Source organism: Paenibacillus sp. FSL R7-0313 (assembly GCF_037969885.1).
GTDB lineage: Bacteria > Bacillota > Bacilli > Paenibacillales > Paenibacillaceae > Paenibacillus.
In genome coordinates this window covers 6228784-6250337 of record NZ_CP150219.1, presented here as the reverse complement: position 1 = coordinate 6250337, position 21554 = coordinate 6228784, and the positions used below count along the sequence as shown (strand labels likewise).

The 21554-nt window shown below is 45.9% G+C and carries 18 protein-coding genes; 16 read left to right on the top strand and 2 right to left on the bottom strand.

Annotated elements, in window-relative coordinates; genetic code table 11:
* The first annotated feature begins 390 nt into the window (after positions 1 to 390).
* The 5 genes from NSQ38_RS27160 (at position 391) to NSQ38_RS27140 (ending at position 5910) form a co-directional block, all read left to right on the top strand.
* Positions 391 to 1431: a BMP family ABC transporter substrate-binding protein gene (locus tag NSQ38_RS27160; protein WP_339784970.1), complete on the top strand. Its 1041-nt coding sequence runs from the start codon at positions 391 to 393 to the stop codon at positions 1429 to 1431.
* A 301-nt stretch (positions 1432 to 1732) separates the two neighbouring features.
* The gene (locus tag NSQ38_RS27155; protein WP_127544457.1) at positions 1733 to 3271 is read left to right on the top strand and encodes an ABC transporter ATP-binding protein; all 1539 of its coding nucleotides are present in this window, start codon (positions 1733 to 1735) and stop codon (positions 3269 to 3271) included.
* The gene (locus NSQ38_RS27150; RefSeq protein WP_074094292.1) at positions 3264 to 4343 is read left to right on the top strand and encodes an ABC transporter permease; all 1080 of its coding nucleotides are present in this window, start codon (positions 3264 to 3266) and stop codon (positions 4341 to 4343) included. The genes NSQ38_RS27155 and NSQ38_RS27150 overlap by 8 nt, the downstream gene beginning before the upstream one ends.
* Positions 4344 to 5306 carry an ABC transporter permease gene (locus tag NSQ38_RS27145; RefSeq protein ID WP_062833426.1) on the top strand — a complete coding sequence of 321 codons (963 nt, stop codon included), beginning with the start codon at positions 4344 to 4346 and terminating at the stop codon, positions 5304 to 5306.
* Positions 5307 to 5520: 214 nt separating this feature from the next.
* A complete protein-coding gene (locus tag NSQ38_RS27140; RefSeq protein WP_249911280.1) occupies positions 5521 to 5910 on the top strand; it encodes a hypothetical protein in 390 nt (129 codons plus the stop codon).
* Between the two features lie 6 nt (positions 5911 to 5916).
* On the opposite strand, the gene NSQ38_RS27135 is transcribed toward NSQ38_RS27140, so the two are convergent.
* Positions 5917 to 6363, bottom strand: coding sequence for a GNAT family N-acetyltransferase (locus NSQ38_RS27135; RefSeq protein ID WP_091014845.1), 447 nt, complete (start codon positions 6361 to 6363; stop codon positions 5917 to 5919).
* A 600-nt stretch (positions 6364 to 6963) separates the two neighbouring features.
* Between NSQ38_RS27135 and ilvB the strand changes: the two genes are divergently transcribed.
* The 4 genes from ilvB to NSQ38_RS27115 all read left to right on the top strand — a co-directional run bounded on the left by ilvB (position 6964) and on the right by NSQ38_RS27115 (position 12130).
* Positions 6964 to 8715 (top strand): biosynthetic-type acetolactate synthase large subunit, encoded by a 1752-nt coding sequence (gene ilvB, locus NSQ38_RS27130; RefSeq protein ID WP_091032851.1) that lies wholly within the window; start codon positions 6964 to 6966, stop codon positions 8713 to 8715.
* Positions 8712 to 9194 (top strand): acetolactate synthase small subunit, encoded by a 483-nt coding sequence (gene ilvN / locus NSQ38_RS27125; protein WP_024628317.1) that lies wholly within the window; start codon positions 8712 to 8714, stop codon positions 9192 to 9194. Before ilvB ends, ilvN begins: the two co-directional genes overlap by 4 nt.
* 261 nt (positions 9195 to 9455) lie before the next feature.
* Positions 9456 to 10448: a ketol-acid reductoisomerase gene (gene ilvC / locus NSQ38_RS27120; protein WP_036669754.1), complete on the top strand. Its 993-nt coding sequence runs from the start codon at positions 9456 to 9458 to the stop codon at positions 10446 to 10448.
* A gap of 140 nt (positions 10449 to 10588) precedes the next feature.
* The gene (locus tag NSQ38_RS27115) at positions 10589 to 12130 is read left to right on the top strand and encodes a 2-isopropylmalate synthase (RefSeq protein WP_339784968.1); all 1542 of its coding nucleotides are present in this window, start codon (positions 10589 to 10591) and stop codon (positions 12128 to 12130) included.
* A gap of 382 nt (positions 12131 to 12512) precedes the next feature.
* On the opposite strand, the gene NSQ38_RS27110 is transcribed toward NSQ38_RS27115, so the two are convergent.
* Positions 12513 to 13493 carry an aldo/keto reductase gene (locus tag NSQ38_RS27110; RefSeq protein WP_221822893.1) on the bottom strand — a complete coding sequence of 327 codons (981 nt, stop codon included), beginning with the start codon at positions 13491 to 13493 and terminating at the stop codon, positions 12513 to 12515.
* Between the two features lie 233 nt (positions 13494 to 13726).
* Here NSQ38_RS27110 and leuB point away from each other — a divergent pair, with 233 nt between their 5' ends.
* From leuB to NSQ38_RS27075, 7 genes are all read left to right on the top strand, one after another.
* Positions 13727 to 14812, top strand: a complete 1086-nt coding sequence (leuB, locus tag NSQ38_RS27105) for a 3-isopropylmalate dehydrogenase (protein ID WP_133384120.1) — start codon at positions 13727 to 13729, stop codon at positions 14810 to 14812.
* A gap of 277 nt (positions 14813 to 15089) precedes the next feature.
* Positions 15090 to 15629, top strand: coding sequence for a peroxiredoxin (locus NSQ38_RS27100; protein ID WP_036610146.1), 540 nt, complete (start codon positions 15090 to 15092; stop codon positions 15627 to 15629).
* A gap of 356 nt (positions 15630 to 15985) precedes the next feature.
* Positions 15986 to 16402, top strand: a complete 417-nt coding sequence (locus NSQ38_RS27095; RefSeq protein ID WP_017689649.1) for a hypothetical protein — start codon at positions 15986 to 15988, stop codon at positions 16400 to 16402.
* A 447-nt stretch (positions 16403 to 16849) separates the two neighbouring features.
* Positions 16850 to 17956 carry an ATP-binding protein gene (locus tag NSQ38_RS27090; protein ID WP_338592902.1) on the top strand — a complete coding sequence of 369 codons (1107 nt, stop codon included), beginning with the start codon at positions 16850 to 16852 and terminating at the stop codon, positions 17954 to 17956.
* A gap of 121 nt (positions 17957 to 18077) precedes the next feature.
* Positions 18078 to 19043, top strand: a complete 966-nt coding sequence (locus NSQ38_RS27085) for a MoxR family ATPase (RefSeq protein ID WP_339784966.1) — start codon at positions 18078 to 18080, stop codon at positions 19041 to 19043.
* Between the two features lie 4 nt (positions 19044 to 19047).
* Entirely contained in the window at positions 19048 to 20163 is a 1116-nt protein-coding gene (locus NSQ38_RS27080; protein ID WP_339784964.1) for a DUF58 domain-containing protein, read from the top strand.
* Complete coding sequence (locus NSQ38_RS27075) at positions 20160 to 21473, top strand: DUF4129 domain-containing protein (RefSeq protein WP_339784963.1); 1314 nt, start codon at positions 20160 to 20162, stop codon at positions 21471 to 21473. Before NSQ38_RS27080 ends, NSQ38_RS27075 begins: the two co-directional genes overlap by 4 nt.
* The last annotated feature ends 81 nt before the right edge of the window (positions 21474 to 21554 follow it).

Below are 21554 nucleotides of genomic sequence, written 5' to 3'. Positions count from 1 at the left end.
AACAGGTAAATTCCACTTAGCACTAAAGTTCACGATATGTTTTTGTTATATAACATCACATCGTTGTAACGTTAGTGTGTTAAATCGCTAAATTATTAAGCGTTTTCAATAAAAAAAGAACAAAAATATGTGATATTTGGTGATGAAACATCTGGATTTTAACACTGGTTGATTGTATAATCACCTCTAGTAGGCTAGTCCTAGATTTTTCTCTCCATGTCATAATGTTCGGTTTTTCGACAGATGATAGGATGCTACAAGGGTGAGAATGCGCTTTTAATGTCGAAGAAACCATACATTCTGCATAAAAGTCATTCCTGCTATCTGTTAACCGTTCAATTGTAGGCTGGATTGGAATGAGGGATATATCATTAAGGGGGAAAAAGAGAAATGAAAAAGATGCTCAGCTTGTCTTTGGTAATGTTGCTGGCGGTATCGGTTATGCTCGCAGGTTGCGGTAGCAAACCGAAAGAAGAAACAAATGCCGGAGGAGATACAGGTGGCACATCCACTGAAGCGAAATCCGACCTCAAAATTGGTATGGTTACTGACGTAGGTGGAGTTAATGACAAATCCTTTAACCAATCCGCTTGGGAAGCTCTGCAAGCGACTGAAACAGAAACAGGTGCTGCTGTTAAATACCTGCAAAGTAAATCCGATGAAGAATACATTCCTAACTTGAACGAATTCGTTAAAGGTGGATATGATCTGACTTGGGGTATCGGTTTCCAATTGGCTGATGCAATCAAAACGGTTGCTGACCAAAACCCGGATGCCAAACTCGCGATCATTGACAGCGTAGTGGATTCCCCTAATGTTAAATCCGTAACTTTTGCTGAAGAAGAAGGCTCTTTCCTGGTTGGTGTTGTTGCGGGTCTGACAACAAAAACGAACAAAATTGGTTTTGTTGGCGGTATGGAAAGCCCACTGATCAAAAAGTTTGAAGTTGGATTCAGAGAAGGTGTTAAAGCAGTTAACCCTGACGCTAAATTCATTTCTAACTACACAGGTGCATTTGATAAACCTGACCTGGGTAAAGCAGCAGCAGCAACACTTTACAATGAAGGCGTAGATATTATCTTCCACGCTTCTGGCGCAACAGGTAACGGTGTGTTTATCGAAGCAAGTGCTCGTAAGAAACAAGGTCAAGATGTATGGGTTATCGGTGTTGACAAAGACCAATCTCTTGAGTTTGGTGATGAGATCACTTTGACTTCCATGATCAAAAAAGTTGACGAAGCTGTTAAGCGCGTAAACCAAGAAATCATCGATGGTACCTTCAAAGGCGGAGCTGAGAATCTGACTTTGAAAGACAACGGTGTAGGTGTCGCTGATACTTCCACGAAAAATGTTTCTGCTGATACACTTGCAAAAGTGGACGAGTACAAAGAAAAAATCATCAGCGGCGAAATCAAAGTTCCTACAGAGTAATTTGATCTTCGTTGCAAAAGAATAATTATTGGGGCCGGTCTTGACCGGCCTTATGATTGCAAGAACAGGAACATTTGATCAAGTCATCATAACAATTGTACAAGGTCACACTGTGCACCGACGCTCCGGTAGGAGCTTTTCTTAAGATAATGGAATGTATATGTTCTTAATTGAGTTGCACCATTCGATTATCGCAAGAAAAACTTCAGCTAAGCGAGGTCTGTCTTCTTTGAAAGTACGTCGATAGACGTTTTTTTTTACGTTTGCGGAACCACACTATATCAGTTATAAGGGTGATTACATGGGTGCAGCAACCCCCGTCGTTGAGTTAAAACAAATTACGAAGCGTTTCCCAGGCATTGTTGCCAACGACGCCATCAGCCTTCAGCTTCGTAAAGGCGAGATCCATGCGCTACTGGGCGAAAACGGCGCTGGTAAGTCAACGTTGATGAATATTGTATTTGGTCTCTACCAGCCAGATGAAGGTTCCATTGAAGTGAATGGCAAGCCTGTCATCATCGACAGTCCTAACCGAGCGATCGATCTTGGCATAGGCATGGTGCATCAGCATTTTAAACTTGTACAGCCGTTCACGGTAACAGAGAACATTATTTTGGGATCTGAACCAACGAAGGGTCTCAATATTAACTATAAAAAAGCAGCCGCTGAAGTTCAGCGTCTTTCCGAACAGTATGGACTGAAGGTGAATCCTCATGCCAAAATTCATGATATTTCTGTCGGAATGCAGCAACGTGTAGAGATTGTTAAAACGTTGTATCGCGGTGCAGATATTCTGATTTTTGACGAGCCTACAGCCGTATTGACTCCTCAAGAGATTAAAGAATTGATAATCATCATGAAGAAGCTTGCTGCTGAAGGAAAGTCCATTATTTTGATCACACACAAACTGAAAGAGATTATGGAAATCTCCGATACGGTAACCATTATTCGTCGGGGTAAAGTAATTGATTCGGTTAAAACATCGGAAACCAATCCGAATGAGCTGGCAGAGAAAATGGTGGGGCGGAATGTCACATTCAAAGTGGACAAAAAACCGGCTACACCTGGAGCTAATGTGCTCGAAGTCAGTAAATTAACGGCCAAGAATAAAGAGGGTATTTCGGTTCTGAACCAACTTAACCTGAACGTACGTGCAGGAGAGATTGTCGGAATCGCAGGCGTGGATGGTAACGGCCAAAGTGAACTGATTGAAGCCCTTACCGGACTTCGTAAAGTAGAGAGCGGTTCGATTCTTTTGGAGGGCAAGGAGCTGTCCAATCATTCTCCGCGCCATATCTCGGAGTCGGGTGTAGCCCACATTCCGGAAGATCGACATAAACACGGACTTGTACTTGATTTTTCAGTGAGTGAAAATATCGTTCTGGAATCGTATTATAAAGCACCATACACCCGTAAAGGGTTCCTTAACTTCGATGCCATCAAACAGCAGGCGAAGCGGCTTGTTGAGGCATTTGACGTGCGTACACCAAGCATTGAGACCAAAGCTCGGTCCTTGTCCGGAGGAAACCAGCAAAAGGCCATTATCGCCCGTGAGGTAGATAAAAACCCTGAACTGCTTATCGCTGCGCAACCAACACGTGGTTTGGATGTAGGGGCTATTGAGTTCGTGCAAAAGCAACTGATTGCACAGCGCGACCAAGGGAAGGCTGTTCTGCTGATTTCATTTGAGCTTGATGAGATTATCAATGTATCTGACCGAATTGCAGTTATTTATGAAGGACAGATCGTTGGCGAGGTGCTGCCGGAAGAAACCAATGACAGGGAGCTCGGCTTGATGATGGCGGGCAGCACCCAAAAGAGAGGTACTGCGCATGAATAACGTATTGAAATGGTTTACCCGAGATTCATTTATTTTGCCTGTAGTAGCTATTATTATGGGTCTTATTCTCGGTGGAGTTGTCATGCTGATTGGTGGCTACAATCCAATTGAAGCCTATGGTGCATTGTTCACCAAGGTATTTGGCGACATGTACAACTTTGGTGAAGCAGTACGGGAAATGACACCACTAATTATGACTGGACTTGCATTTGCATTTGCATCACGTGCAGGGTTGTTTAACATCGGGGGAGAAGGTCAATTTCTCGTTGGTATGACCGCTGCAACATTTGTTGGTGTTAAATTTGCAGGTTTGCCGATCTACCTTCATGCGCCACTGGCTTTGATTGCCGGTGCATTGTTTGGTGGTCTGTGGGCCGCTATTGCTGGTTATTTGAAGGCGGCACGTGGGGTCAATGAAGTTATCAGTAGTATCATGTTGAACTGGATTGGTCTGTATCTGGCCAACCTTATCGTACGCCAATTCTTGCTGTTGAAGGGCGAGAATCGTTCCGTGGATATCAGCGAATCGGCGTCGATTAGTTTGACATGGCTCTCTGAACTGATGGGCAATTCCCGTGTACACATGGGGACGTTGATTGCCCTTGTGATGGCTGTGCTCTTTTATATCTATATGTGGAAAACAAAACAAGGTTATGAAATCCGCGCGGTAGGTTACAACCCTAATGCGGCTGAATATGCAGGTATGCATGTTAACCGGAATATCGTAAAAGCGATGTTTATCAGTGGTATGCTTGCCGGTCTTGGTGGTGCCTTCCAGGTTCTTGGTGTGTTCCATTACCAGACCGTAATGTCGGGTTCACCAGGTACAGGCTTTGACGGAATAGCGGTTGCACTGATTGGTTTGAATCATCCATTTGGAGTGTTATTGGGTGCAGTGCTGTTCGGTACCCTCACGTACGGATCTGCAGGTATGAGTTTTGCTGCGGATGTTCCGCCTGAAATTATTCGGATTGTGATCGGTTCGATTATCTTCTTCATTGCGGCACAAGGCATCGTGCGCTGGATACTTAAACCGTTCTATTCGAAGCGTAAGAAAGAGAAGGTGTTGTAGATGGACTTGTTGACAATTGGGCAAATTATCAATACGACGCTTGTCTTTGCTACGGCATTGATTTTTGCATCACTCGGCGGAATTTTTTCGGAAAAATCAGGTGTAACAAACCTTGGACTTGAAGGCTTTATGGTCTTTGGTGCCTTTGCAGCTGGAATCGGGGCGCATTATGCTCAAGAAGCGGGCATGGGTGGAACGACATCGGCCTGGATGGGGGTTTTGCTCGCGATTGTATTGGGCGTACTGGTATCGCTGATTCATGCCGTTGCGTCCATCACATTTAAGGCAGACCAGATTATCAGTGGTATCGTCATTAACTTTTTGGCAGCAGGAAGTACGTTGTACTTGGTTAAACTGTTGTTTGAAGGTTCTGGTGATTCACCGTTGGTTCAAGGCTTCAGCAAGTTTGATGTGCCATTCTTGAAAGACATTCCTTTGCTGGGAGAAGCCTTCTTCAAGAACGTATATCCAACGACATATCTGGCCATTCTGTTCGTATTCCTGACGTATTACATCATGTTCAAAACGCCATTTGGTCTACGCCTTCGTTCTGTAGGTGAACATCCAAGTGCGGCTGATACGGTTGGTGTTAAAGTGCTTCGTTATCGCTATATTGGCGTTATGATCAGTGGTGCGCTTGCGGCCATTGGTGGAGCTGCGATTACGTTGACGACTACGGGTACATTCTCACACAATACGGTTTCCGGCCAAGGTTATATTGCCATTGCAGCTATGATCTTTGGTAAGTGGAATCCGATTGGTGCCTTTGGTGCGGCTGTCTTCTTTGGATTCTCACAAGCGATCCGAAACTATGTACAGTTGTTTGAGTGGTCACAAAGTATTCCCCAGGAAATTATTTTTATGTTGCCTTACCTGCTTACCATCATCGTTCTCGTTGCAGCGGTTGGACGTTCTTCGGCTCCGTCTGCACTCGGTGAAGCATATGATCCGGGTAAAAGGTAACAACCTTTCCCATATCAGGTTAGCTATTCAGAGTTTTGATAAAGGGTCCGCCTTGTGCGGGCCTTTTTTTGTTTTCTTAAACGCCCATCGACCTTTACATGCTTAACTTGGTTCTCGTGCAGATACCCATATTTTCAGGTAGGGACAAAGAAACAGGCGAATTCAGTGATGGACGAATACACTGTTTTGAACGATCCGAGGAGGAGGGGAAAGTATGAAACAACAAGTTACGCGTGATGAAGCGATGAAATTAATAGGCAAAAATATTGTTGCAATCAAAAAAGACGGCACTCGGGTTACGGGAAAGCTGTTGAAAGTATCGGGCAACAAACTGGTACTGAAGCGTCTGAATGGCAAAAAAGTACGTACAAAAGCGATTCTGCCACTGGTATTGTTTGATCTGCTCGCTATTGCCACACTGCCTTATGCTTATGGAGGTGGTCCCGGCTTCGGTCCCGGATATGGACCTGGACCAAAACCAGGCCCTGGATATGGTCCAGGCTACGGACAGGGATATGGACCTGGAGGACCTGGTGGCGGATATGGACCTGGTCCTGGATTCGGCCCTTATGGTCCAGGTCCACGCCCACCAGGATTTTTCTAGGACATTCTATAATGTTTTTTCCAATTCGTAGCAGCGGCTTATCATGATGTATCGAATCGCGCTGTATCCATTTTTTTGATAAAACTGAAGCCCTTTGGTATTGCCCTCATCCACCATTACTTTAGATCTTCGACAACCTCGGGATGCCGCAAAGCTCTCTGCTTTGAGCAACAAAGTTTGCCCGTAACGTTTGCGTTGTTCTTTCGGACTAACGGCCATCATATCGACATAGAGCAATTCCCCATGCATGAGAAAATGGATGAATGCCACAGCAGCTTTGTCTGGCTCCGGCGAGACAACAAAGGTCATGCCCCTGTTCATTCGCAGGGGTATTTCTTTGCGGATTTTATTAATTTCCTTTTCGCTCATATGGGATAAAGGAACAAGTTGAGTGTCAATCAGCTTCATGATGGCGCCATCATCCAGCTTGGATGTGCGTTGCCGAATCACCATGCGGAGCCTCCTTTCAGGACCAGTCGTGCTGCTCGTATATCCTATGCCCGAAGCAAGATAAAAGGTGACTGAATGAAGCGCTGGGATTAGGGCAACCTTATAGGCTGAAGAGGGAGGAAGGAAGGTTCTCTGAATTTTTATGCAAAACAGGTATTGACTTATCGGTTGGAGGAATCATATAATGTTCCTAACATTTAACGAGAATATTTCATCGGCTATGAAGAGGACGAAGTTTTAAGGGCTCTTTTGCTCAGAGAGTGGCTGGAATTGCTGAAACCACCACCATTATCCCTTATATACGAGCTCACCTCGGAGCTGTTTTCCTGAAAAGCACTGGATGTCACTCCTTTCGCGTATTAGGGAAAATCGTATGTCTGCGTTACAGACAACAGGTATGGGAAACGACTATGTTCGTTTGAGCTATTCGTTTTGTTGTACCTGGTAAGGTCCGTTATTGCGAAATTTCGGGCAAAGTTGGGTGGTACCACGGAAGCGATAACCTTTCGTCCCTCGCAAGCATGAACTTGTTTGCAGGGATGGAAGGTTTTTTTTGTAACTTTAAATGTCAGAATGGTGTAAATTTCGAGAGGAGGATGACTGATGGGAGCTCAAATTCCAGAAGTACGGTCAACAGATGAATTACGTGAAAAATGGATGAAGCCGGAGGTCATTAGCGGATCCGAAATTCTGCTGAGAAGTTTGTTACTTGAAGGTGTCGAGTGCGTATTTGGTTACCCGGGCGGCGCAGTGTTGTACATTTACGATGCGATGTATGGTTTCGAGGATTTCAAACACGTTCTCACTCGTCACGAACAAGGTGCAATACATGCAGCTGACGGATATGCACGTGCAAGCGGCAAAGTTGGTGTCTGCATCGCGACTTCCGGACCAGGAGCAACGAATCTGGTTACAGGTATTGCAACAGCGTATATGGATTCAGTACCACTCGTAGTCATTACGGGGAACGTTATTTCAAGCTTGATCGGTTCAGATGCTTTCCAGGAAGCGGATATTACGGGGATTACAATGCCAATCACCAAACACAGTTACCTGGTGAAAGATGTAAAAGATCTGTCCAGCGTAATTCATGAGGCATTCCATATTGCCAATACCGGTCGTAAAGGTCCTGTACTGATCGACATTCCAAAAGATGTATCAGCGAACAAAACATTGTTTGAACCAACAACTGAACCTGTTATATTGAGAGGGTACAATCCACGGACAGTACCAAACAAACTGCAGGTTGACCGTTTGGCCCAAGCCATTCAGGAAGCAGAACGCCCAATGATTCTGGCTGGTGGCGGTGTGGTATACTCGGGAGGACATGAAGAACTGTTCGAGTTTGTTGAGAAGACAGGCATTCCAATTACGACTACTCTCCTTGGTCTAGGCGCATTCCCAAGCGGTCATGAATTATGGACGGGTATGCCAGGTATGCACGGAACGTACACTTCCAATCAGGCTATTCAAAAAGCGGACCTGCTGATTAATATCGGCGCACGATTCGATGATCGGGTAACAGGCAAGCTGGATGGATTCGCTCCACATGCCAAAATCGTTCATATCGATATTGATCCGGCTGAGATTGGTAAAAACATTGCAACCGACATTCCAATCGTTGGTGATGTGAAGACGGTACTGGAAATAGCCAACAAAGAAGTTGGACGTGCAGAGCGTGCAGATGCATGGAGAGACCAGATCAAACAGTGGAAACAAGAGAAACCTTACAGCTACACGGATTCAGACGAAGTGCTGAAACCCCAGTGGGTTGTTGAAATGCTGAATGATACAACCAAAGGTGAAGCGATTGTAACTACGGATGTGGGACAACATCAGATGTGGGCAGCCCAATATTATAAATTTAATCAACCGCGTTCATGGGTAACTTCGGGTGGTCTCGGTACGATGGGCTTTGGATTCCCTTCTGCCATAGGTGCTCAGATGGCCAATCCGGACAGACTCGTTATCTCCATTAACGGTGACGGCGGAATGCAGATGTGTTCCCAAGAACTCGCGATCTGTGCCATTAACAATATACCGGTAAAAATCGTAATCATTAACAATCAGGTACTCGGAATGGTTCGCCAATGGCAAGAGATCATCTATGAGAACCGTTACAGCCATATTGATCTGGCAGGAAGTCCGGATTTTGTAAAACTGGCTGAAGCTTATGGCGTAAAAGGATTGCGTGCAACCAACAAGGAAGAAGCCCAGCGTGCTTGGCAGGAAGCCTTGGATACACCAGGACCAGTCGTTGTTGAATTCGTAGTGCGCAAGGAAGAAAATGTATATCCAATGGTTCCGCAAGGAGCGACAATTGATCAAATGCTGATGGGGGATGCTGACGAATGATAAGACATACGATCTCGATACTGGTAAACGATCAGCCTGGCGTCCTTCAGCGGGTATCAGGGTTGTTCGGTCGACGCGGATTTAACATTGAGAGTATTACAGTAGGTCAATCGGAAGAACCTGGACTCTCCCGGATGGTTATTGTCACCATTGGTGACGATAAAACGCTGGAGCAGATTGAGAAACAATTGTACAAAATCATCGATGTTATTAAAGTGGTTGATTTCAGCCTGAAACCGATGGTAGCCCGGGAACTTGCCCTGATCAAAGTGAAAGCAGAGCCTTCCGAGCGTCCTGAGATTCTGGGTGTGGTAGAAACATTCCGCGCATCCGTTGTAGATGTTGGTCCAGGCAGCCTGATTGTGCAAGTAGTCGGAGATACGGACAAAATTGATGCTATGATTGAATTGCTCAAGCCATATGGCATTCGCGAATTGTCCCGTACAGGCATAACTGCATTGGTACGCGGCAACGTATAAAGCTATAATGAATGAAGAGGGACGACGGTTAGCTAACATATACAGTTGATCTTATGTGAGTGTCAGTCCCTTAACAGTTGTAATTTAACATTTTAGTGATGTAACGCTTGAAAATATAGCTACATTCCCGCATTAATGGGCGGGTGTCTGAACGGATCGGATCAGACCAGAGATGCTTTTGATACGCCAAGTGAGTCGGTCCCTTGAGACACCCGCTCATTAATGAAGGGTTCTTTACAATACAAAGGAGGACTTATAAACATGCCAGTAACTACTTATTATGAACAGGATGCAGAGCTTAACGTATTGAAAGGAAAAACGATCGCGGTAATCGGTTATGGTAGCCAGGGCCACGCCCAAGCTCAAAACCTTCGTGATAGCGGATTGAACGTAGTCATCGGACTTCGTGAAGGTAAATCCTTCGACACTGCAAAAAATGACGGATTTGAAGTTCTGTCCCCGGCTGAAGCAACAAGCCGCGCAGATGTAGTTCAAATCTTGCTGCCAGACGAAACTCAAGCTTCTGTATACAAAAACGAAATCGAACCAAACCTGAAAGAAGGCGCTGCATTGCTCTTCTCACACGGTTTCAACGTTCATTTCGGTCAAATCGTTGCTCCAAAAAACAGCGATGTATTGCTGGTAGCTCCTAAGTCCCCTGGTCACATGGTACGTCGTACTTATGTGGAAGGTTTTGGTGTACCAGGCCTGATCGCGATTGAGCAAGATGCAACGGGTAAAGCTAAAGAAATCGGTTTGGCTTATGCTAAAGGTATCGGTTGTACACGCGCAGGGGTTATCGAAACTTCCTTCCGTGAAGAAACAGAAACAGATCTGTTCGGTGAGCAAGCTGTTCTGTGTGGTGGTGTGAGTGCATTGGTAAAAGCTGGATTCGAAACATTGACAGAAGCGGGTTACGCTCCTGAAATGGCATACTTCGAATGTCTGCACGAACTGAAGCTGATCGTTGACATGATGTATGAAGGCGGACTTTCAAGCATGCGTGATTCCATCAGTAACACAGCTGAGTACGGTGACTATGTAACTGGACCTCGCGTGGTAACTGAAGATACGAAGAAAGCAATGAAAGAAGTGCTGACGGATATCCAACAAGGTAAATTCGCACGCGACTTCATTCTGGAAAACCAATCCGGACGTGCATTCTTGACAGCAACTCGTCGTAACGAAGCTGAACACCCAATCGAAGTGGTTGGCGGACAATTGCGTGAGATGATGCACTGGATCAAGAAGTAAGCATTAACTTCTAGAACATGCACTTTAAGGTATTCAAGTAAACTTAGAGCTTTAACTGGGAATAGCGGCCGTGCTTTATGCGTGAGCCGCTATTGCTGGTTCAGAGAAACATATAATAACAAGTACAGGAGGTGCGAAGCGTGCGTAAAATCTATGTATTTGACACAACGCTGCGTGATGGAGAGCAATCCCCGGGAGTCAATCTGAACACTCGTGAAAAGGTGGAAATTGCCCATCAGCTCGAGCGGCTGGGCATTGACCGGATGGAAGCGGGTTTCCCGGCGGCATCTCCAGGTGACCTGGCAGCTGTCAATGCAGTAGCAAATGCGGTCAAAAATGTGACTGTAATTGGCTTGTCCCGTTCCAGAGAGCAAGACATTGATGCGGTTAAAGAAGCACTTAAAGGTGCACAGGACCCGTGCATTCACGTTTTCCTGGCAACTTCACCTATTCACCGCCAACATAAATTGCGCATGGACAAAGCGCAGGTACTAGATACAGCTCGTTCCGCGATTCGTTATGCAAAGAAAACATTCTCGAAGATTGAATTCTCACTTGAGGATGCAGGTCGTACCGAGTATGATTTCCTCGTGGAAATGGTGAATATGGCTGTTGAAGAAGGTGCAGCCGTTGTGAATATTCCGGATACGGTTGGTTACCTGAGCCCATATGAATACGGAAACATTTTCAAACATCTCAAGGAGAATGTGTACGGCATTGAAAAGGTACAGCTGAGTGCCCACTGTCATAATGACTTGGGTATGGCGACGGCCAATACACTTGCAGCCATTCTCAACGGAGCTGATCAGATCGAAGGTACGATCAATGGCATTGGTGAACGTGCCGGGAACACGGCGATCGAGGAAATTGCTATGGCGCTGGAGACACGTCAGGAATTTTTCCAGGCGAAAACATCGCTGCAGTTGTCTGAGATTGCACGGACCAGTCGTTTGGTTAGCCGTTTGACAGGAATGGTTGTGCCTGGAAACAAAGCCATTGTTGGGGCGAATGCCTTCGCACATGAATCCGGGATTCACCAGGATGGCATGTTGAAGGAAAAAACAACGTATGAGATTATGACTCCAGAGTCCATCGGTCTGAAGGAAAGCAAACTTGTACTTGGTAAACATTCTGGTCGTCATGCCTTCCGTGAACGGTTGATTGATCTGGGGTATGAGCTGGAAGAAGAAGCATTGAATCGTGCTTTCGCTCAGTTCAAAGATCTGGCTGATAAGAAAAAAGAAGTTACTGATGAAGATCTGCTCGCTGTAATTGAAGAGAAATTGCAGGATGCACCTGAGGTGTATAAACTGGAATCCATCTTCGTAACGTACGGAGATGAATCGGTACCAACGGCCAAAGTCCGCATTGCGACGCTTGACGGGGATACGATTGAGAAGCAAGCAGAGGGTAACGGATCGGTAGATGCAATCTACAATGCGATTGACCAGGTGAGTGGGGAAGACGTAACGTTGTCTGACTATTCCATCAAATCGGTAACGCATGGTAAGGATGCATTGGGTGAAGTACATGTTGTGTTGACTCAAAATCAGGTGTCGGTACAAGGACGTGGTGTAAGTACGGATATACTTGGTGCAAGTGCACGTGCTTATGTGGACGGTCTGAACCAATTGATTGAGAAACGCAAAACATATACGAACCGTGTAAACGTTAACCTGTAGGCTCCGATGAAAGAAGCACGCCCCCTTCTTTGAACTGAACTTTAAGCTGGGACGTATGTACGCTGCCAGGAAGATCTATCTTGATCTGAATTGATGTGGTAGATCTTTCGGCTTGCTTTGTTACGTTTAGTGAGGGACGTAAAGAGTCTGACTCTCCTGTGGAGGGTCAGACTCTTTTGCTTGTATTTAAGCATTTTGCATAAATCCTCTAAGCGTCTTCCAATCAGCAAGATATAGATCGAAATGATTCTGTTCGTCTATATCTTGTACCCGTGAGCGGTATAATTCGAATTATGCAAAATGCTGATTTATATAATTATGGCAGTGAAATACAGTACATTTTCTACGCTTACCTATTGCATTGGCTTACGCTATCAAGCTATTACCACGCGTATGCATTAGGTGCATGTCCACCTGGACCCGGGAAAATCTCATCCAGACGTTTGAGCACAGCTTCATCCAAAGTCACGTCCAGACATTTGAGTGCGGTCTCAAACTGCTCCAGCGTACGCGGTCCGATAATCGGGGCGGTCACTGCCGGATTGGCTGCAACCCATGCCAAAGCCACCGTATCCTGTGGTTCACCGAGATCACGACAGAGTGCGGCAAAGTCTTCAAGCTGAGTCTGCTGCTGCTCGATCCGTCCAGCGATGCCGCCACTGCGTGTTCCTTCCAGCTTCTGCAGAGCGTTACGTCCCAGTAATCCACCATCCAGTGGACTCCATGGAATGACGCCGAGGCCCAGCTCTTTGGCTGCGGGCAGTACTTCCAATTCAGGCAAACGACAGTTGAGACTATATTTATGTTGTTCGGAAACCAGGCCGAGGAAATGGCGATTCTTGGCTTCGCTTTGAGCGATTGCAATCTGCCATGCAGCAAAGTTACTCGATCCTACATAACCGATCTTACCTTGATGAACGGCATTCTCAAATGCGCCCCACAGTTCGTTCCACGATACGGCAGGGTCCACATGGTGCATCTGGTACAGCTCGATATGATCGGTCTGTAAGCGGCGGAGGGAACCCTCCAGATGCCGTCTGATTTTGTAGGCGGAAAGGCCAGCTTCGTTGTTGGGGCCATCTGTATCATCATGCATGGAGCCATAGACTTTGGTGGCCAGAACCACTTTTTCACGTCTGCCCCCGCCCTGATTGAACCAGCGTCCGATAATTTCTTCGGTAAGACCGGAATTCTCACCCCAGCCGTAGATGTTAGCGGTATCAAAAAAGTTCACGCCTGCATCAAGTGCTGCGTCCATAATGCGGAAAGCTTCTTTTTCATCTGTAGCAGGCCCGAAATTCATGGTACCGAGACAGATTCGGCTGACCTTGAGGCCTGATTTACCCAAATACGAATATTGCATGTTGCTTATCCCTCCTGCGTACCTGATTTGAATTCAGCTATATTTTACCCCACCGGGAGGTCAGGAACAACTTGGAAAGGCCAATCTCTATTAGCTTATAGGTAAAATCTATTAAAGTCATAGATTGTATATCTTGGTCAAATGACCTTGGAATATGATACAAAAGAGAGAGTTAATATGAGACGTTACTTTATGAATAATTAATGAATGAAATATAAGGAGTGGACAACCCAATGGCAGACGTGAAAAAAATTGCAGTTATTGCTGGTGATGGAATCGGCCCTGAAGTCGTAGCTGAGGCTGAGAAAGTGCTTAAACGTACGGAGGAAGTATTCGGTTATCGTTTTGAGACAGAGCATGCGCTGTTTGGCGGAATCGCAATTGATGAGAAGGGTACACCTCTTCCTGAAGAAACATTGACTGTATGTAAAAGTGCAGATGCAGTCCTGCTTGGAGCGGTTGGCGGTCCAAAATGGGATAACAACAGCAAGGAGCTTCGTCCGGAAACAGGCCTGCTGGGTATTCGCAAAGCACTCGGATTGTTCTCCAACCTTCGTCCGGCTGTCGTATTTGATTGCCTGAAGGATGCTTCAACTCTGAAGCCGGAAGTACTTGAAGGTACAGATTTGATGGTGGTACGTGAGTTGACAGGTGGTATCTACTTCGGAGAGAAGTTCAGACGTGAAAGTGCACAGGGCGAAGAGGCAGTAGATACTTGTGCATATAATGTAACGGAAGTGGAGCGGATCGTTCGTCAGGCGTTCGAAATTGCGCAAGGACGTCGCAAAAAGCTGGCTTCTGTAGACAAAGCCAACGTATTGGAAACTTCCCGTCTCTGGCGTGAAGTCGTGAACCGGGTAGCACCGGATTATCCGGATGTTGAACTGGAGCATGTGCTTGTAGACAACTGCGCGATGCAATTGCTGCGTCGTCCGTCCAGCTTCGATGTCATCGTAACGGAAAACATGTTCGGAGATATCTTGAGTGATGAAGCAGCGATGTTGACAGGTTCCATCGGTATGCTCGCATCTGCATCACTGGGAGAGGGCAGCTTTGGACTCTATGAGCCGGTACACGGTTCTGCACCGGATATCGCAGGTCAAGGCCTTGCTAATCCGATTGCAACCATTCTCTCTTTGGCATTGATGTTCCGCACAACCTTTGGTTATGCAGAAGGTGCGGATGCTATTGAAGCAGCTGTGTCGGATGTATTGAACGCAGGACACCGCACAAGTGATATTGCTGTAGACAAGAGCACAGCGATCAGCACGACCGAAATGGGCGATTTGATCGTAGCGGCTATTCAGAAACAGGCGTAATTATATTATCAACTTCAGGCAGCCCTTTGTTTCCAGTTATGGAATGTACAGAGGGCTGTTCCTTTATCATTTTTGCCACGAAAAATCCTTATTTATAATTATTATAAAAAAATAATGTTTATAATCTTGACTTTGGGAAGTCCGGATGATAACATTTTACTTGTACTTGTTATCAAGTATCAAATTATTTTAATTACAGGAAAAGCGTACGCGTTTTTCTTGATGATGAGCAATCCGCAAGGATGCTTACATAATCCCAAAGGAGGAATTTTTAGTTATGGCAGAACGTTTGGTTGGTAGACCAGCACCGGATTTCGCAATGGAAACAGTATCGGGAGACGGACAAGATTTCGGTTCCGTTAAACTGTCCGATTATCGTGGCAAATGGCTTGTATTCTTCTTTTATCCTTTGGACTTCACATTTGTGTGCCCAACTGAAATTACAGCTTTGAGCGTTGCTTCCGAGCAATTCAAAGCTTTGGATACTGAAATCCTTGGCGTGAGCGTAGACTCCGTACACAGCCACAAAGCATGGATCAACACACCTGTAGACAGCAATGGTCTGGGTCAATTGAACTTCCCGCTGGCTTCTGACATCACGAAGCAAGTGGCTAAAGATTACGGCGTTCTGATCGAAGAAGAAGGCGTAGCATTGCGCGGCTTGTTCATCATCGATCCAGAAGGTGAATTGAAATATCAAGTGGTTAACCACAACGATGTAGGCCGTAGTGTTGAAGAAACACTTCGCGTACTGCAAGCACTGCAATCCGGCGGATTGTGTGCAATGAACTGGAAACCAGGCGACACTAACCTGTAAGCCAGGTTAACTTGAACGGTTTTTGTTCAAGCCCTCATCCCGTTAGGGATTGAGGGCTTTTTGCACCCTTTTGCCGGAAGTTATCACGAAGTTAATCAAAAGTGTTTGAACAAGCAGCTAAGCGTGTTAATAATATATTAGAAGAAAGTCTTCTTTTTATCTGTTGAAAGAGGAATTGATGGCCTTCAAGGCGAATAGGGTATGGAAACCCGGTAAATATTCCGGTGCTCTGCATTTATAATCTGTACATGAATGTGATACACTGATGGAACTATTCCTTTTCGGAAGTGCTGGAAGTGTACGGGATGGCATTTTAACAAAAAAGTCCCGGCACGTAATAAGGAGGGTGAACAAAAATGAGTTACTGTTGTGGGGCAAGTATGGTTGGAACGAAGGGCACGCTGAAGCATTACCGCACCCAGGTTCATAATGTTCCCCTGCTGTTTTGCCCGGTGTGTCACCGGGTCGAGGTGCATTATAAAGTGGAAAACGAATACGAAATTCTGGCTGAATATGCGCATGGAGACGGTGCATCCGAGATCGATTTTCAAGATTATGTGACAGAAGATGAAGATGCGATTTTCGAAAACTGTGTAAACCGTGAGAGCGAGGATGCCATGGTCATTGTGCAGCGCCAGATTGATATGGCTCTGGATTTGCTCAGGCTCGCCAAAGAAACCAAAGACGAGAAGTGGGAAAGCGAACTTAAACGTCGATTAGCTGTGATGAGTCAGCGCAGACTGAAAATTCAGCATAATAAGACCGGACTATAGATGAACTCGGATATATCACCAATTAAAGATATTAAAAACGAAGCTGATTTGCCTATTGGGTGAAACGGCTTCGTTTTTGTGCTGTATTCTGGAACTAATTCGAGGTTTTTTTTAAAATAATTTCCATTCGACACTTTCTCCGATTGACTCTCTTCTATAAACTTGTCTATGATAAAAACAGACTTGCAAAAGAGGCGGAGCAAAAAATGTTCGTGTTTGGGAATAGGAGAAGGTCAGAATGGGACAAACGTATATGATTTTCCGGATCGACTGTTGGTTACCGGGAATAGACCAGCTTGAGTTCCGGCCATGCCATCCATATTTTCGGCTCAGCCCCCCAACGAAAGGGCACCGGTAATGAAAAATAAAATCGGCCCTTCCTGTTTCTGTGATGATATGATGTCCGAATGGCAAGTTTATCATTTACGTGAAAAGGAGGAACCTGACATGATTAGTGAATTTCAGGATACAGTGCCTCAACCAACGGATGGATTCCCGCCTGTGCATCTGGATAACAACAAGTACGAGAATGTACTGGAACATCTGGATAGCGGTATTATGTTGTTTGACAGTCACGGTGTATTGACGTTTATTAACGTTCAGATGGCAAAGTTGTTGGAACTTCCAAGAAGTCTGTTGAGCGGCTGCACCCTGATGCAAATGCTGCATCATCCACAGATGAGCCGATTCAAGAAAAAGAAAATTTTACGAATCTATCGGGAAACCATTTTTCACCGTAAGCGCTATCATGAATTGATTGATGAATACGGAAGGCATTGGCTGGTTACTGTGACGTATGGTGATCAGATGGATGGCGACTTCTTGTTCAGCGTCAAAGATGTATCTGATTATAAACAAATTGAACAGACCGCTTATCAAAATGACAAACTTGCGATGCTGGGGCGAATTTCAGCATCTATTGCTCATGAAATTCGTAATCCGTTGACTGCAATCCGTGGGTTCATCCAACTGCTCAGGCCCCATTTGCTGCAGCTCGGCAAAGACGAGTACGCTCGAATCATACTGACGGAGATTGATCGGGCGAATGACATCATCTACGAATTTTTGAATTCTTCCAAACCGTCAGCTCCACAGAAGACCGTGATATCCGTCGACTCTTTGCTCAAAGAGGTGGTCTTGCTGACCGAAAGCGAAGGGTTGATGAAGGGATGCGAGATCGTACTGGATGAAGGGGATGCCCCGTTGAATGTGTCCATTGATGTCAAACAGATTAAGCAGGTTATTTTGAATATGGTGAAAAACGCAATGGATGCCATTGAGGAAGTTGGCGAAGAACATACGGGTCTAATTCGAATATCTACCGCCACGGAAAACAAGTTCGTGCAGATCTCCATCGCGGATAACGGTCATGGGATGGACCATAACACGCTTGTACGTCTGTTTGATCCATTCTTCACGACCAAGGAGAGCGGAACGGGGCTTGGACTTTCGGTGAGTTACCGGATCATCAAGAACCATGGAGGCACCATCTCTGTGGATAGCAAAAAGGGCGAAGGCACGCGGTTTATGATTATGTTACCCTTGGTATATTGAGAAAAGCGGGGAGTTAAGGGGTTGGCCATTTGCCAACTCCTTTGTTTTATGTTGCCAATAAGGGTTATAGTTAGTAATGAATGCGAATACATAAGCTCCATAACGGAAGGATGAGATGCAGATGGAAATCCAAGGAATGGAACGAATGAATCAACAATTGATGGATCACGTGGGAAAAGTGATTGTGGGAAAAGAGCATACCATAGAGCTGGTGATGACAGCGATCATAGCGTCAGGACATGTGCTGCTGGAGGATGTACCGGGTACCGGGAAAACGATGCTTGCCAAATCGGTAGCCTCTTCGTTGGACTGCACATTCCAACGGATACAGTTTACACCGGACTTGCTGCCCTCGGACTTAACAGGGATTCATTTTTTTAATCAAAAAGAAGGGGATTTTGAATTCCGACCCGGCCCCTTGTTTGCCAATCTTGTACTAGCCGATGAGATTAACCGGGCTACACCGCGTACACAATCAAGCTTGCTGGAGTGCATGGAAGAGCGCCAGATCAGTATCGACGGTTCAACGAGACAACTGGAACGGCCATTTATCGTTATTGCTACCCAGAATCCTATAGATAACCAGGGAACTTTTCCACTACCTGAAGCTCAGATGGATCGTTTTATGATGAAAATTCGCATGGGTTATCCAAGCAGTGAAGAGAGTGTAGAAATTTTGAGACGTACGGTAGCCAGTCGTTCTGTTGATGATCTCTCGGCAGTGATCAGTCGTGAAGAACTTTTGAAGGCGCAGGATACGTATAAAACAGTGCAAATCAACGAAGATTTGTTACGATATATCATTCAGTTAACCGAAGCGACAAGGCAACATCCCGAGCTCTCGCTTGGCGTAAGTCCACGAGGGGCTCAGGCATTACTTAAGGCAAGTCAGGCCTGGGCTGCACTGCATGGCAGAGACTTTGTTTTGCCTGATGATATTAAAGTTCTGGCGGAACCTGTGCTGGCCCACCGACTGGTATTTCGTAATCGGATCAGACAACAAGAGGGCTTGGCGGAGCGTATCATCCAGGAACTTCTGAATCAGACAGAAGTGCCTACGGAGAATCTCGCTACAAGCGGGCGTTAATCTTATGGCATTATTATGGCTTGTCCTTGTTGGAGGCATTGTCGTTGTTATACATGGTGTGTGGTTTGGACGACCTGCACTGCGAAAACTCAAGTACAGCAGACAATTCAGCAAGCTGCGTTGTTACGCTGGAGATGAACTTGAGATGGTGGAGACGATATCGAATGAGAAACGAGTCTCCGTACCGTGGCTCAGGCTTGAATCTATGATGCCAGTGTCGTTTGTATTTCGTTCCGGCTCAGGAATGGATATTAGTCAAGGCGAAATCTATCAGAACCATAAGAGTATTTTTACGTTAAAACCGTTTACTCGTATTACGCGCAAGCATCCTTTTACATGTACTCAGCGTGGGATTTATCCATTAAATACAGCAACGATGACAGGTGGGGATCTCTTTGGTGTGTGGCGTTCTACCAAACCGATTCCTTTGCAAATGTCTATGATCGTGTATCCTTCATTAGTGAATGCAGAGGATCTTCCTGCAATTTATCAAGTATGGCAGGGAGAAGTGGAAGTATCACGATGGATCGTTGAAGATCCTTTCTTGATCCTGGGTGTTCGGCCTTATGGTGCAGGCGACCCCATGAATCGTATTCACTGGAAAGCGAGTGCACGTACAGGTGAATTACAAGTCTACAAACAGGGATGGACGGCTGATCCGCAATCCTGGATTGTAGTGAACATTCAGGAATCAGCAGATATGTGGAGTGTGGTTACTCGACCGGAAAAGATTGAACGTGCACTCCGATACGCTGCCACGGCTGCAGTGGATGCCATCGGTAGAGGGTTGCCGGCAGGCTTCGCCCATAATGGTTATCATGTGGGTGGAGGCCGCGATACACTTCGGATTGAGCCGGATTATGGCACGCCCCATCTGGAACGGTTACTGGAAGCTATGGCTGAGACAGAGTTGAAATGCATGGTGCCCATGGAGCAATTCCTGAATGATGAAGTACGTCTGAATGAAGAAGCGCAGCAAATCCGCAGCTATCTGCTGATTACATCCTATGTATCTGCCGCTATGGAGCACGAGATTGCACGTCTGCACGAACAAGGACATCGTGTAACGATTCTCCCGGTAGAGGAAGTGAAGGGTAATACAAAGGCGGTGAGTGCATGAGGAGCAGACAGGAAGCGACGACCAAAGGACTCATAGCGATGCTTGCCGTCTTGATGGCGGGCATATACCTTTTTCCCATATTTACGATCACTTCATTCTACGCAATGGAACATTTGCTGTTCACATTATTCATCCTGGTCGTTTTTGTAGGTTGGTTGGGACAGTTCATTCAGCATAAAATTCCAGGTTTTAGCGAGAAGAGTACATTCATTCGTGGAGTAACGGCACTCTTCATAGGATTTCTCTTCGCACTCGTTGTTGGGATGAGCCTCATTCTCCCGTTGCCGGATATCATCACATTGGTACTGTGTGGAGTCATCTCGGCTTATGCAGGTCTGACCTTCCAGCCAGTCTTTCATTCTGTGTTGTTATGGCGCTTGCAGATTATGGGTGTAATCAGTGCGATCGTGCTTATGATTGCTTCGAACTCGCTGGAATTCATGCAGCCGATACGAACCTATACCCTATGGATCTATGTTGCGGGAGTGATCAGCTTTGCCTTTTGGCTGGTGGGACGATATATGCTGCAACTGGATCAGGCAATACTCAATGACGGCAAGAGAAGATTGGTATTAAGAGATTTTGCACGTGCGAATCATCAGCGGTTCATGTGGATGTTTATTGTTATCGTTGCAATCGGTGCTTTCCCAAGCCTGGCTGCCTGGCTGGGGCCGCTACGTGACCGCTTGCTTGCATGGATCAGGGGATGGTTTGGTGCGATTTCCGGTGAGGAGCCTCGATTACCAATGGACAACCCCAATCAGCCGTTAAATTTACCGAATGACTGGAGAGAGCCGCCATCCGAGCCCTCAATCTTTTGGAACATCCTCGGTTGGGTAGTGATGTGTGCTGTAGCAGGAGCAATCCTGTGGCTGCTTCTGAGGTTGGGACAAAAAACGATAAACAGACTTATGGACCGATTCAAGGGGATGTTACAACCAGGTGAAAAGAAGGCAGAACCACGGACGGAGTATATCGATGTCAGTGAGACGCTTGATGCGCCAGCAAAAGTCCGAAAGAATTGGTTTCGGAAAAAAGAAGCGCCACCTGCGCAGGATGCTGAACGTGTTCGCTATTACTACCGGACTTGGATTGAAAGAGCCGCTCATCGAGGCGTGGAAATACAGGGCACGCACACTCCACTGGAGGCTGCACAGACCATTATTCAGAATGGTGTGAAGGTAGAAGAAGATGAGCTGTCTGCGAGATTGCCAGATACGTATAATGCCGTCCGTTATGGAGAGAAAGCTCCCGATCGTTCCGATATGGTTGAGATTGACCGAATCTGGAGATCTTATCGAAGTAAATAAGTCCGGAATCCCTTTACTTTTCTTGTCACGTTCAAGTATCATGAGAGGAATACACAAGTTGGTCAGAAAAGGAGCAGACAT

What these genes read in the sequence shown, in the direction of transcription:
- NSQ38_RS27155 (WP_127544457.1), top strand. Translation starts at nt 1,733, where the DNA reads ATGGGTGCAGCAACCCCCGTCGTTGAGTTAAAACAAATTACGAAGCGT.
- ilvB (WP_091032851.1), top strand. Translation starts at nt 6,964, where the DNA reads ATGGGAGCTCAAATTCCAGAAGTACGGTCAACAGATGAATTACGTGAA.
- leuB (WP_133384120.1), top strand. Translation starts at nt 13,727, where the DNA reads ATGGCAGACGTGAAAAAAATTGCAGTTATTGCTGGTGATGGAATCGGC.
- NSQ38_RS27075 (WP_339784963.1), top strand. Translation starts at nt 20,160, where the DNA reads ATGAGGAGCAGACAGGAAGCGACGACCAAAGGACTCATAGCGATGCTT.
- ilvN (WP_024628317.1), top strand. Translation starts at nt 8,712, where the DNA reads ATGATAAGACATACGATCTCGATACTGGTAAACGATCAGCCTGGCGTC.
- NSQ38_RS27095 (WP_017689649.1), top strand. Translation starts at nt 15,986, where the DNA reads ATGAGTTACTGTTGTGGGGCAAGTATGGTTGGAACGAAGGGCACGCTG.
- NSQ38_RS27150 (WP_074094292.1), top strand. Translation starts at nt 3,264, where the DNA reads ATGAATAACGTATTGAAATGGTTTACCCGAGATTCATTTATTTTGCCT.
- NSQ38_RS27085 (WP_339784966.1), top strand. Translation starts at nt 18,078, where the DNA reads ATGGAAATCCAAGGAATGGAACGAATGAATCAACAATTGATGGATCAC.
- NSQ38_RS27135 (WP_091014845.1), bottom strand. Translation starts at nt 6,363, where the DNA reads ATGGTGATTCGGCAACGCACATCCAAGCTGGATGATGGCGCCATCATG.
- NSQ38_RS27140 (WP_249911280.1), top strand. Translation starts at nt 5,521, where the DNA reads ATGAAACAACAAGTTACGCGTGATGAAGCGATGAAATTAATAGGCAAA.
- NSQ38_RS27145 (WP_062833426.1), top strand. Translation starts at nt 4,344, where the DNA reads ATGGACTTGTTGACAATTGGGCAAATTATCAATACGACGCTTGTCTTT.
- NSQ38_RS27090 (WP_338592902.1), top strand. Translation starts at nt 16,850, where the DNA reads ATGATTAGTGAATTTCAGGATACAGTGCCTCAACCAACGGATGGATTC.
- NSQ38_RS27100 (WP_036610146.1), top strand. Translation starts at nt 15,090, where the DNA reads ATGGCAGAACGTTTGGTTGGTAGACCAGCACCGGATTTCGCAATGGAA.
- NSQ38_RS27160 (WP_339784970.1), top strand. Translation starts at nt 391, where the DNA reads ATGAAAAAGATGCTCAGCTTGTCTTTGGTAATGTTGCTGGCGGTATCG.
- NSQ38_RS27110 (WP_221822893.1), bottom strand. Translation starts at nt 13,493, where the DNA reads ATGCAATATTCGTATTTGGGTAAATCAGGCCTCAAGGTCAGCCGAATC.
- ilvC (WP_036669754.1), top strand. Translation starts at nt 9,456, where the DNA reads ATGCCAGTAACTACTTATTATGAACAGGATGCAGAGCTTAACGTATTG.
- NSQ38_RS27080 (WP_339784964.1), top strand. Translation starts at nt 19,048, where the DNA reads ATGGCATTATTATGGCTTGTCCTTGTTGGAGGCATTGTCGTTGTTATA.